The organism is Rhodoglobus sp. G.S.23 (genome assembly GCF_056675935.1).
Genome location: NZ_CM155237.1, coordinates 1592974 through 1605458 on the forward strand (window position 1 = coordinate 1592974; position 12485 = coordinate 1605458).

The window sequence follows — 12485 nt, forward strand, 5'->3', positions numbered from 1 at the left end:
ATCAAAGGATTCCTAACCCTAATCTTGGCCACCTAGGATCAGTCCTACATCCAAGGATCTAGTGGAGGCATTGTGGCCAAGGAAACCGAGATTGTGTTCGTAGATGGAGTCCGTACTCCATTTGGGCGTGCTGGCGAGAAGGGCATGTTCTGGAATACCAGAGCGGATGACCTCGTCGTCAAGGCGATGATCGGACTGCTGGAGCGTAACCCCCAAATCCCTAAAGAACGCTTTGACGAAGTTGCGATTGCCGCGACAACTCAGACCGGTGATCAGGGACTCACAATCGGACGCAGCGCAGCAATTCTCGCTGGATTGCCGATTTCAGTTCCTGGTTACGCCATCGACCGCATGTGCGCCGGAGCTATGACCGCCGTCACGAATGTCGCCGGAGGCATCGCATTCGGCGCCTACGATCTGGCAATTGCTGGCGGCGTGGAGCACATGGGGCACCACCCGATGGGATCTGGCGTTGACCCTAACCCCCGATTCATGTCAGAGAAGCTCGTCGACCCCGAAGCGCTCAACATGGGAAACACTGCTGAGAAGCTACACGACCGCTTCCCTCACCTCACGAAGGCTCGCGCCGATGCCTTTGCACTTCGCAGCCAGCAGCGTGCAACCGCTGCGTACGAAGCCAACAACATTCAGCCTGACCTGATTCCTGTCGCCACGCGAAGTGACGCCGGATGGGGAATGGCCACTCGCGACGAGGGACTCCGCCCCGAGACAACTCTTGAGGGACTCGCCGCACTCAAAACCCCGTTCCGCTCTCACGGACGCATCACCGCGGGAAACGCATCCGGTCTTAACGATGGTGCAACAGCCAGCATCATGGCGAGCGGCGAAGTAGCGCGCGAGTTGGGATTGAAGCCCAAAATGCGCATGGTGAGCTTCGCCTACGCCGGTGTCGAGCCAGAAATCATGGGCATCGGGCCCATTCCGTCAACCGAGAAAGCACTGCGCAAGGCGAGCCTCTCGATCGACGACATCGGACTCTTCGAACTCAATGAAGCTTTTGCGGTGCAGGTTCTCTCACTGCTCGATCACTATGGCATCGACGATGAAGACCCCCGCGTAAACCAGTGGGGCGGCGCGATCGCGATGGGCCACCCCCTAGCGTCATCGGGTGTCCGTCTTATGATTCAGCTCGCAGCCCAGTTCGAACAGCACCCTGAGGTGCGCTACGGGCTTACGGCAATGTGCGTCGGTCTTGGCCAAGGTGGATCCGTTATCTGGGAAAACCCCAACTACAAGGGAGCTAAGTAACAATGACCCAGCAGTTTGCACGTCTCGCTGGCCTGTCTCAAGACGAGGTCATCACCCACTCCTTCGTTCGCGATGTGCCGTTGTCCGGCGGGCGCACGCTTGCTCTCGTCACTCTCGACAACGGGAAAGACCACACTCGGCCGAACACTCTCGGCCCAGCAACTCTTCTTGAGTTTGCAAAAGTACTCGATGAGCAGAAAGAACGGGCATCCGCTGGAGAAATCCACGGATTGGCTGTCACCGGCAAGCCATTCATTTTTGCCGCAGGCGCCGACCTCTCGAAGGTCAGCGAAATCCCTGACCGCGAAACCGGTAAGCAGATGGCGCAGCTTGGTCACTGGGCGCTCGGCAAGCTGAGCGACTTGGGTGTTCCCTCGTTCGTGTTCATTAATGGACTCGCTCTCGGTGGCGGCGTCGAGGTTCCTCTCAACGCTGACTACCGCACCATCGACAGTTCGGTACCTGCGCTGGCGCTTCCTGAGGTATTCCTCGGTCTGATTCCTGGTTGGGGCGGCGCCTGGTTGCTTCCTAACCTGATCGGAATCGAAAATGCACTCAAGGTAGTGATCGAGAATCCGCTCAAGAACAACCGAATGCTGAAGGGGCCAGAAGCTTTCGAGCTGGGTATTGCTGACGCCATGTTTGGTCCTGCGAACTTCCTCGAAGACTCTATTCGCTGGGCCGACGGTGTCATTGCTGGCACGACGAAGGTCAAGCGCAAGAACGAGCCGGGAAAAATCGAACGTACCGTCAAATGGGATGTTGCGATCGGAATCGCCGAGAAGATGCTCGCGAACCGCATTGGTCGCGTCGCCAAGTCGCCCTATGCAGCGCTCGCATTATTGAAGGCAGCCAAGAACACTGACAAGAAGACCGGGTTCGAAGCTGAAGATGAGGCTCTGGCTGACATGATCTCTGGAGATCAGTTCCAGGCGAGCATCTACGCATTCAACCTCGTTCAGAAGCGCGCCAAGCGACCGGCTGGGGCTCCAGACAAGGAACTGGCCCACAAAGTAACAAAGGTGGGTGTGATTGGCGCAGGGCTCATGGCCCGCCAATTCGCATTGCTCTTCGTCCGCCGCCTGCAGGTCCCGGTTGTTATTACTGACCTCGATCAGGCAGCGACGGATGCCGGTGTTGTCGCGATTCACTCGGAGATCGACAAGCTGCACGACAAAGGCCGGGTGTCATCAGACGACACTAACCGCCTCAAAGCCCTTGTTACCGGCACCACGAACAAAGCGGACTTTGCTGATTGCGACTGGGTGATTGAAGCGATCTACGAAGAACTCGGTGCTAAGCAGGCTGTGTTCGCGGAGGTTGAGCAGTACATCTCCGAGGAAGCAATCCTGGCCACAAACACTTCGTCGTTGTCGGTGGAACAGATCGGTGCAAACTTGTCGCATCCGGAGCGCCTTGTTGGGTTCCACTTCTTCAACCCCGTCGCAGTCATGCCGCTCATCGAAGTCGTCAAAACACCGCACACCAACGATGAGACGTTGTCGACCGCAATGGTCACGGCTAAGAACCTGCGCAAGAACGCGGTGATCACAACCGATACGCCCGGTTTCGTCGTGAACCGCATCTTGGCCAAGGTTTTGGGTGAGGCAATGAACGCTGTCGACACCGGAACGCCGTTTGAGGTCGTCGAGGAGTCGACCCGTCCTTTCGGGCTGCCGATGACTCCGTTCGAACTTCTCGAGCTGGTTGGACTCAAGGTCGGGGCGCACGTGCTCGACACTCATCACGCTGCATTCCCTGAACGATTCTTCAAGAGTGAGAACCTGCACAAGCTCGCCGAGCTCGGATACATCTTTGACCGTGACAGTAAGGGCAAGGCAAAGGGCGTTTCCAAGAAGGCTGTAGAAATCGTCAAGGGCGGCACTTCACCGATGACGGCCGAGGAGCTTCAGATTCGCATCGAAGACGGTCTTGCCGACGAGATTCACCGGATGCTTGAAGACAGGGTGGTTGCGGCGGCGGAGGACATCGACCTGTGCCTCATCCTCGGTGCCGGCTACCCCTTCCAGATGGGTGGAGTCACGCCCTACCTCGATCGCGCTGGCGCTTCGGAGCGGGCGTTTGGTGGAACTTTCCACGATCCGCAGATTCGCGGAGTGCAGTAAGCGTTTCGCACTAACGCGGCATAGCTAGGAAGAGGGCCGACCCGGACACTGTCTGGGTCGGCCATCTTCTGCTGTTAAAAGCCGAGGGGCTCATTGGAGCACGCAGAAAGTGTCGAAGAGAACTATCTCGTTGACGTCACGGAGAATAATCCGGGAAATCTAGCTTCGTTCGGCGGGAAGCGTAACAGCCTGCGAATCGGTATCACTCAGCGGTCGAGCAATAGGAATTTTGCTTCCGAGGACTTGCGCTACCACGTCGCGCGCGATGTGTTGAGGAGTAAGCCCGACCTGATCAAGAACGTAGTCGCGGCTGCCGTGATCCAAGAACTCGGCAGGGAGTCCCAACTCATTCACCGCAGTATCTACGCCCTGAGCCCGCATATCCTGACGAATCCGGGTACCGATTCCGCCTACACGAACTCCATCTTCAATCGTGATCACAATTCGGTATTGAGCCGAGAAATCGATCACGCTCTGCGCTACGGGAACTACCCATCGCGGGTCAATTACGGTTGCGCCGATTCCCTGCGCCGCGAGAAGCTCAGCGACCTGGAGTCCGGTCTTTGCCATTGAGCCAACGGTGACAATGAGCACATCGTGTTGCTCATCCTCGCGGAGAACATCCACGCCGTCGTCCGTTCGGCGAACCGCATCGTAGGAGGTTCCCACAGTGCCTTTAGCGAAACGGATGACCGTGGGACCATCATCAACCGCGACGGCTTCTCCGAGCTCTTCACGCAGGCGCTCAGCGTCGCGAGGGGCCGCAATGCGGATGTGCGGGACAACCTGGAGCAGAGCAAGGTCCCACATACCGTGGTGACTAGCACCATCGGGACCAGTGACCCCTGCACGGTCGAGCACGAACGTGACGCCAGCTCGGTGCAACGCGACATCCATCAGTACCTGATCGAAGGCACGGTTCATAAACGTCGCGTACAGCGCCACTACCGGGTGCAGACCGCCAAAGGCAAGCCCAGCGGCCGAAGTGACAGCGTGCTGCTCGGCGATGCCAACATCGTGAACACGTTCTGGATACTTTTCCGCAAATAGATGGAGCCCTGTTGGCCGCAACATCGCCGCAGTGATACCAACGAGTCGAGGGTTCTCGTCAGCAAGCGCGACGATTTCTTCTGAGAACACCGAGGTCCACGATGCTGCTCCCCCGGACTGAACCGGCTCGCCTGTTGCTGGATCAATCTGACCCACGGCATGAAATTGATCCGCAACGTCGAGCAGTGCTGGCTCGTAGCCACGGCCCTTCTCGGTGATCGCGTGAACAATGACCGGCGCACCGTATGACTTGGCCTGTTCGAGAACTTCAGTGAGGGCCGCAATATCGTGGCCATGAACCGGGCCAAGATACTTGATGTCAAGATTCGAATACAGAGCCTCGTTGTTGCTGAAACGAGAGAGGAAGCCGTGCGTCCCCCCGCGAATACCGCGATATAGGGCACGGCCTGGACCGCCAAAAGCGCCGAAGAAGCGCTGGCTTGAGCTGTACAGGGAGCGGTACGAACGACGAGTCCGTACGCTGTTGAGGAAATGAGCCATTCCGCCGATGGTCGGCGCGTATGAACGACCGTTATCGTTCACTACGATAATGAGGTTGCGACTGTTGTCGTCGCTGATGTTATTGAGCGCTTCCCACGTCATTCCGCCTGTGAGCGCGCCGTCACCAACGACAGCGACAACGTGGCGATCGCTCTGCCCTGTCATCTCGAACGCTCGTGAAATTCCATCGGCCCACGAGAGTGAACTTGAGGCGTGAGAACTCTCAACAATGTCGTGCTCTGACTCTGAACGCTGCGGATACCCCGCTAGGCCGCCCTCAGTGCGCAGCTTCGTAAAGTCTTTGCGTCCCGTCAGAATCTTGTGAACATAACTCTGGTGCCCCGTATCGAACACAATGGAATCCCGCGGCGAATCAAAGACACGATGAATAGCGGTTGTGAGCTCGACCACTCCGAGATTTGGCCCCAAATGCCCACCGGTTTGCGAAACATTCTGAATCAGAAACTCACGGATCTCTTGCGCTAACTCGACAAGCTGGGCAGTAGAGAGACCGTCAAGATCTCGGGGACCATTGATTCCCTCGAGTAAGTTCATTCCTTCAGTCTAGGCTCCTTCAGCTGACCGTGAAGGATTACGCACGGGGTTCTGCGGTACCGGGATTTTCCGCCGGGGAACGCAGAAGGCGCGTGGCGAAAGTAAATACTTTCGGCCACGCGCCTTGAGCAGCTAGTTCGAGCTAGACCAGCGAACGCAAAACGTACTGAAGAATGCCGCCATTTCGGTAGTAGTCAGCCTCACCAGGAGTATCGATGCGCAGTTTCGCGTCGAACTCCACCGTCGTCTTGCCCTCTGGAGAGTGCGCAGTCGGCTCCGCTACAACGTGCAGGGTGCCCGGAATGCGGTCGTCATTGAGCTCTTCGACTCCCGAGATGCTGATGCTCTCAGTGCCGTCAAGACCCAACGATTCCCAGGATTGTCCCTCAGGGAACTGGAGCGGAAGAACACCCATTCCGATGAGGTTCGAGCGGTGAATGCGCTCGAAGCTCTCGCAGATGACAGCCTTGACGCCGAGCAAGCTCGTGCCCTTAGCCGCCCAGTCGCGTGAGGAACCAGAGCCGTATTCCTTGCCACCAAGAACGACGAGCGGAGTGTCCTGGGCTGCATAGTTTTGAGCCGCATCGTAGATGAACGACTGCGCAGCATCCGGCGTGGTGAAGTCACGGGTGTAGCCACCCTCGACGCCATCGAGAAGCTGGTTCTTGAGGCGGATGTTCGCGAACGTTCCACGAATCATTACCTCGTGGTTTCCGCGACGCGATCCGTAGGAGTTGAAGTCCTTGCGATCAATGCCGTGCTCAGCCAGGTATTGTCCGGCCGGGCTGTCGCCCTTGATCGAACCAGCGGGGCTGATGTGGTCGGTGGTGACCGAGTCGCCAAGCTTTGCGAGGACACGTGCACCCGTGATCGAGCTGACCGGAGTGATCTCCATCGTCATGCCTTCGAAGTACGGAGGCTTGCGAACGTAGGTCGACTCGTCATCCCACTCGAAAGTGGATCCGGTTGGCGTTGGCAAGTTCTGCCAACGCTCGTCGCCGTCGAAGACACCCGCGTATTCGTGGATGAACATGTCTCGGTCGATCGACGAGTCGATCGTGGCCTGAACTTCAGATGCATCGGGCCAAATGTCCTTCAAGAAGACATCATTGCCATCCTGATCTTGACCGAGAGCATCGCTGTCGAAGTCGAAGTTCATCGATCCGGCAAGCGCGTATGCAATGACCAGGGGCGGGCTAGCGAGATAGTTCATCTTCACATCGGGGTTGATACGGCCCTCGAAGTTGCGGTTACCAGAGAGCACCGCAGTGACCGCGAGATCGTTCTCGTTGATCGCGGCAGAGATTTCATCTTCCAGCGGTCCCGAGTTTCCGATACACGTTGTGCAGCCATAGCCGACGGTGTAGAAACCCAAAGCCTCGAGAGAAACGTCAAGTCCAGACTTTGCGTAGTAGTCAGTGACTACTTTGGAGCCTGGTGCAAGAGTGGTTTTGACCCACGGCTTCGACTTCAAGCCCTTGGCGGCAGCATTCCGAGCCAGAAGGCCGGCAGCAAGCATGACCGATGGGTTCGAGGTGTTCGTGCACGAGGTGATAGCCGCGATTGCGACAGCACCGTGATCAAGGGTGAACGGGTCTCCCCCATCAACACTCACGGAAGTGGGCGAGGAAGCAGTGTACGGCGCATGGCTAGCGTGAGTGTGCGAGCGCTCGTGAGCCGAGTCCTCATCCTGCGGCGTGAGACCAATCGGGTCGGATGCCGGGAACGTACCCTCAACCGCGGCATCAACCTTGGAGTGATCTCTCGACGCGTAGTTGTTGAGGTCGATTTCGAACTGGTTCTTCGCATTCGTGAGCTCGACACGGTCCTGAGGACGCTTCGGCCCGGCGATCGAAGGCACAACGGTAGCGAGGTCAAGTTCGAGATACTCGCTGTAGTTTGGCTCAACGCTGGGGTCGTGCCACAGCGACTGCAGCTTCGAGTACGCCTCCACAAGGTCAACCTGCTCTTCGCTGCGACCGGTAAGACGCAGGTAGTCAAGAGTCACGTCATCGATGGGGAACATCGCGGCGGTCGAACCGAACTCAGGGCTCATGTTTCCGATAGTTGCGCGGTTCGCGAGCGGAACTGCGCCAACGCCCTCACCATAGAACTCGACGAACTTGCCGACGACGCCGTGCTGGCGCAGCATCTGCGTGATCGTGAGAACAACGTCAGTTGCGGTGACGCCGGCCGGGATCGAACCCTTGAGCTTGAATCCAACAACCTTGGGGATGAGCATGGAAACCGGCTGGCCGAGCATCGCTGCTTCGGCTTCGATTCCGCCGACTCCCCATCCGAGAACACCGAGGCCATTGACCATTGTGGTGTGCGAGTCGGTTCCGACAAGAGTGTCGGGGAAGGCGCGCGTCTTGCCGTCCACCTCGCGCGTGTAGGTGACTCGAGCGAGGTGCTCAATGTTCACCTGGTGAACGATTCCCGTTCCGGGAGGAACTACCTTGAAGTCGTCGAAAGCCGTTTGTCCCCACCGAAGGAACTGGTAACGCTCACCGTTGCGCTCGTACTCAAGTTCAACGTTGCGCTCCAGCGCGTTCTCAGAACCGAACAGGTCCGCAATCACGGAGTGGTCAATGACGAGCTCTGCTGGCGCGAGCGGATTGACCTTGGTGGGGTCTCCACCGAGCTCGGCGACAGCTTCGCGCATCGTAGCGAGGTCAACGATGCAGGGAACTCCAGTGAAGTCCTGCATGACGACGCGTGCTGGAGTGAACTGAATCTCGGTGTCGGGCTCTGCACTGGGAACCCAGGAGCTCAGCGACGTAATGTGCGCTTCGGTGACGTTCTTTCCGTCTTCCGTGCGCAACAGGTTCTCGAGCAGAACCTTCAGGCTAAAGGGAAGCTTTTCGTATCCCGCTACTTTGTCGATGCGAAACACTTCGTAGTCGGTTGACCCGACTGTGAGTGTGTCTTTCGACCCAAAACTATTGACTGTCGACACTGTCATCTCCCTTGCTACGGTTCATCAATCCTTGCGCGGAGCGTGCGCTGCATCCAGCAAGGCAAGCCTAAGGCTGAATCGCAGCAACAAGACTACGATTGCGGCCAAAAGTATCTTGACGTCGAGATAAATATACACCATCGCGAACCTCGGGCGAGATCGCCACGACGAAAAACACGAACTAGTCGGATGCCGTTCGTCCGTAGGCCGTGCGCATGAGCAACCATGTAACCCACAACACTCCCGCATACAGCGGTACGCCCAAGAGAAGCTTCATCGTGGCCAAAGCCTGAGTCTCTTCGGCGAAATAGAGCGGCAACTCGACGCCGAGTCGAAGTGCGAATAATCCCGCCCACATGACGGTAGCGATGGACGCAACGCGAAACTTCGCTTTGTCCTCACGCCAGTCAGCAGCAGAAGGAACCAAGAGCATCGCAATCAATCCGACGAGAGGTCGACGAACGATGATGCTGACGATGATGGCGACAAGGAATACCACGTTAATGATGAAGCCGAGGACGAAATTGTCTTCGGCTCGCCCGGTAATAAGCGCCAGTCCCGCTGACAGCGCTACTCCGACAACGCCGACAAGGGCTGACGACACAGGAGTGCGCGTGATCAAGCGAACCGCAACGAACCCCAAAGCCACGATCACCGGGGCAGCAACCGAGATGACCAACTGTTGAGTGAGAGTGAAAATAACCAGAAAACTCAGCCCGGGAAGAATCGACTCGACGAGTCCTCGAATTCCCCCCATGGCGGCGAGCAATGCGCCACCCGTAGGCGTCTCACCAGGAGCCACATGCCCAACCGCGGATCGGCGTGCGGCAGCCGCGAGAGCATCACGCACCGACGGTTCGGCCGACGACGGTTCGGCCGACGAAGGGTCCGCCGAGGAAGGATCCTCCGGCGCTCCAGACGGCAGGTCGGAAGAACTCACGCCTGAGCTTCCTTCTCTCCCGTTGCTGGCATGTGCAGCGGAATCAGGTCCCGCGGCGGCATTGGCGTATTGCCCCGAACGACGACGATGGAACGGAACAGGTCTTCGATCTTTGTCGCGGCATCCGCATTAGTGAGAGCCTCACCAGCGATCACGCCACGCAGGAACCAACGCGGACCGTCAACGCCAACAAAGCGAGCGATTCGCTTCTCACCAGACTGTGCCCCGGCAACCGGAATCTCTGCAAACACTTCAGGCCCAAATGGGCCTTCCGAAACCTTCGTCGTCCCGCCCTGGGTGTGCACCTGATCAATAATCTGCTGGCGAATTTCGTGCCACAGCCCGCTTGATCGCGGAGCAGCGAACGGCTGAATTTGAAGTGTGGAACCCGAATAGTCCAGTCCGACCGCAACAACACGCTTGCTGGCTTCCTCAACTTCAAGGCGCAAGTGCAGTTCTTGGCGAGGCAGAATTTTCACGCCACCGAGATCTACATAGGGTCGCACTGCATTGGCTTCGCTCTCGTCAAGCGGACCCTCGCTTGCACGATTCTCTGGCGCTGACTTTGGCTGGTCTTGAGGTTCAAGAGATTCGGTGTTGTCGCTCACGAAGTGGCTCCTTGTTGGGTTGAATCTGCACGGAATCCGGTCGAGCCAAAGCCCGACTCACCGCGATGACTGCCGGGAAGTGTCGATACCGGGATGAAGCGAGCACGGGACACCGGCATAACGATCAATTGCGCGATTCTATCCCCCGGCTCGATCTCGAATGTGGATGCTGTATCCGTATTAAGCAAGGTAACGCGAATTTCTCCACGATATCCGGCATCTACGGTGCCCGGGCTGTTCACAATAGTGATTCCGCTGCGTGCCGCCAAACCACTTCGTGGCACAACAAAAGCAACGTATCCATCGGGAAGCGCGAGCGAAACTCCGGTAGCGACGGTGTCGCGGTGGCCGGGAGGTAGGGAGTAGCTTCCTGCCGAATACAGGTCAGCTCCGGCATCACCGGGATGTGCATAGGTGGGAGTTTGCCCACCGGAGATGAGCACCTCTACGTTGTCAATCACGAGTCGAGGCTAGTGCAGAACGCCAGCCAGCCCGAAACGCCATCAAGAAAAGCAGTGTGTAATGGATGAGTGACTATCTATCGTGAACGTTTGTGGCCAACTGCTTGGCTATATGTCAGCACCGCACTCATCATTCCCGCAAGCATCTTGGTCTTTATGCCCATCAACATTCTTGCCGGCTACATCACCGCAGCGGTGTTGTATGGGGGAATCGTCTTATTTCTCGTGGCATCGGCACCAACGATTGAAGTTGATGAGACTGAACTTCGCGCCGGAAAAGCACGGCTGCCAATTTCAATCATTGGCGCGGTGACGACATTCCACGGGGCTGAGGCGACTCTCGAACGAGGTCAGCGACTCGACGCTCGTGCGTGGCTAATGATTCGGGGCTGGGTTTCTCCCGTAGCGAAACTCGAAGTCAACGATGAGGGCGACCCGACACCATATTGGTTGTTGTCGAGTCGCACTCCCGAGTTGCTTGCTGAAGCAATTGCGCAGTCTAGGCTGCGCACTCCAAGCAGATAGCGCCGAGCTTGGTGGTGTGGTCTACCTGCGAGCGGTGCTTCACAAGGAAGCAACTCACGCAAGTGAATTCGTCCGCCTGAGGAGGCAGAACAACCACGTCGAGGTCGAGATCAGAAAGGTCTGCCCCAGCGAGTTCAAAGTTCGCAGGGTTATCTGAATCGTCGACGTCAACCGAGCCCGACATCTTGTCAGGAACACGCTCTTTAAGAGCTTCGATCGACTCGGAGTCGTCGTCGGTCTTACGAGGTGCGTCGTAGTCGGTGGCCATGCCCATCCACTTCTGTTTTACGTTGAATCACCGGAATCGGCGGGCACAGTCTCCATGAAAGCGAGCCGAAATGCAAACCGCCGAATCTGCATCACGGTGCAGCGCCTGAGACAACTGTTATCCGAGGCGTGTTATTCCCACGTTTTCGGGCAACTTCATGCGATCCTGAAGCAGAATCGTCAGGGCTGGAGAAGTTCACTATGGAAGACCTTCGGGTAGTCGAAGTACAAGACGGTGCACTGATCGTTTCAGGCACTGATGGAACGCAGTACCGCCTCGCGGTAGATAGCGTGCTGCAGTCACGCCTCCGCCAGAGTCGCGGTCAAGCCAGCGCTAGCCCCAAAATTGCGCCCCGTGAAATCCAGGCGCACATCCGTGCCGGAATGTCTGCGCAAGACGTCGCGAGTGTCACCGGTGCCGATTTGGAATACATTCTTCGTTTCGAAGGTCCAGTCATGGCCGAGCGTGAGTTTGTTATTGAATCCGCGCTGGGAATTCCCGTGCACGTTGCTGGCGAGACTGACACTCTCACCTCCTCGCGCACTTTCGGATCCGCTATTCGCGATCGCCTCCTCGAGCTCCGTGCCACAGATGAGCGTTGGGCAAGCTGGAAAGATCCCGAAACCGGGTGGATCGTCAAACTAGCTTTTACCGCGAGCGAGATTGACCACGACGCTCGCTGGCAATTTGATCCGAAACGTCAATCACTAGCTCCCCTCAACAACGAAGCTAAGACCTTGTCGCAGCAAGGAGAGTCCACTGGCGCCCTTATCCCTCGACTCCGTGCCGTTGCGCCCGTAGACAGTGCAGCGGATGCCGCTCGCTTCGACAGCGGGGCGTTTGACATGAACGGTCTCGATGACGAACCAACGCCCGTTCGGCCAGCTGAACTCCCAGTCATGCGTGATCGCACCGCCGAAGCTGGGGTTGGTAATCAAACGGCTGATCTTCTTGATGCGCTGCGCAGACGCCGCGGTGAGCGAGAGCCTGCGAGCTTCGATGCTTCTGACGAGGATGACTCGCCCGCGGCAGCCCCCGAAGCATCAATGCGCCTTCTCGATCCACCGGTTGTTGAACAGCGTCATGATGCTCCTGCCCCGCCTCAGGCAACTGCGCCCCAACCGACCACTAAGTCGCGCAGGCGACGTGTAGCAATGCCCAGCTGGGATGACATCGTCTTCGGTACGAAGCCAGACGACGACCCTGCCTAAACCGCTAGATCC

Annotated in this window: 10 protein-coding genes; 4 read left to right on the plus strand and 6 right to left on the minus strand. The window is 57.7% G+C overall.

What is annotated here, in order from left to right:
* The first annotated feature begins 72 nt into the window (after nt 1-72).
* Both AC1ENN_RS07685 and AC1ENN_RS07690 read left to right on the plus strand, forming a co-directional pair.
* A complete protein-coding gene (locus AC1ENN_RS07685) occupies nt 73-1269 on the plus strand; it encodes a thiolase family protein (RefSeq protein ID WP_449646768.1) in 1197 nt (398 codons plus the stop codon).
* Between the two features lie 2 nt (nt 1270-1271).
* Entirely contained in the window at nt 1272-3395 is a 2124-nt protein-coding gene (locus AC1ENN_RS07690) for a 3-hydroxyacyl-CoA dehydrogenase NAD-binding domain-containing protein (protein WP_480405764.1), read from the plus strand.
* 159 nt (nt 3396-3554) lie between these two features.
* Here AC1ENN_RS07690 and dxs read toward each other — a convergent pair whose 3' ends face one another.
* The 5 genes from dxs to dut form a co-directional block, all read right to left on the minus strand.
* The gene (dxs, locus tag AC1ENN_RS07695; RefSeq protein WP_449646770.1) at nt 3555-5501 is read right to left on the minus strand and encodes a 1-deoxy-D-xylulose-5-phosphate synthase; all 1947 of its coding nucleotides are present in this window, start codon (nt 5499-5501) and stop codon (nt 3555-3557) included.
* 142 nt (nt 5502-5643) lie between these two features.
* Nucleotides 5644-8460 carry an aconitate hydratase AcnA gene (acnA, locus tag AC1ENN_RS07700; RefSeq protein WP_480405765.1) on the minus strand — a complete coding sequence of 939 codons (2817 nt, stop codon included), beginning with the start codon at nt 8458-8460 and terminating at the stop codon, nt 5644-5646.
* A gap of 181 nt (nt 8461-8641) precedes the next feature.
* Nucleotides 8642-9400 carry a DUF3159 domain-containing protein gene (locus AC1ENN_RS07705; RefSeq protein WP_480405766.1) on the minus strand — a complete coding sequence of 253 codons (759 nt, stop codon included), beginning with the start codon at nt 9398-9400 and terminating at the stop codon, nt 8642-8644.
* Entirely contained in the window at nt 9397-10008 is a 612-nt protein-coding gene (locus AC1ENN_RS07710; RefSeq protein ID WP_449646773.1) for a DUF3710 domain-containing protein, read from the minus strand. Before AC1ENN_RS07710 ends, AC1ENN_RS07705 begins: the two co-directional genes overlap by 4 nt.
* Nucleotides 10005-10469 (minus strand): dUTP diphosphatase, encoded by a 465-nt coding sequence (dut, locus tag AC1ENN_RS07715; protein ID WP_449646774.1) that lies wholly within the window; start codon nt 10467-10469, stop codon nt 10005-10007. Before dut ends, AC1ENN_RS07710 begins: the two co-directional genes overlap by 4 nt.
* A gap of 69 nt (nt 10470-10538) precedes the next feature.
* Here dut and AC1ENN_RS07720 point away from each other — a divergent pair, with 69 nt between their 5' ends.
* Nucleotides 10539-10994: a DUF3093 domain-containing protein gene (locus AC1ENN_RS07720; protein ID WP_449646775.1), complete on the plus strand. Its 456-nt coding sequence runs from the start codon at nt 10539-10541 to the stop codon at nt 10992-10994.
* On the opposite strand, the gene AC1ENN_RS07725 is transcribed toward AC1ENN_RS07720, so the two are convergent.
* Complete coding sequence (locus AC1ENN_RS07725; protein ID WP_100389298.1) at nt 10969-11262, minus strand: DUF4193 domain-containing protein; 294 nt, start codon at nt 11260-11262, stop codon at nt 10969-10971. The genes AC1ENN_RS07720 and AC1ENN_RS07725 overlap by 26 nt on opposite strands.
* A gap of 200 nt (nt 11263-11462) precedes the next feature.
* Between AC1ENN_RS07725 and sepH the strand changes: the two genes are divergently transcribed.
* Nucleotides 11463-12473: a septation protein SepH gene (gene sepH / locus AC1ENN_RS07730; protein ID WP_449646776.1), complete on the plus strand. Its 1011-nt coding sequence runs from the start codon at nt 11463-11465 to the stop codon at nt 12471-12473.
* Nucleotides 12474-12485: the final 12 nt, after the last annotated feature.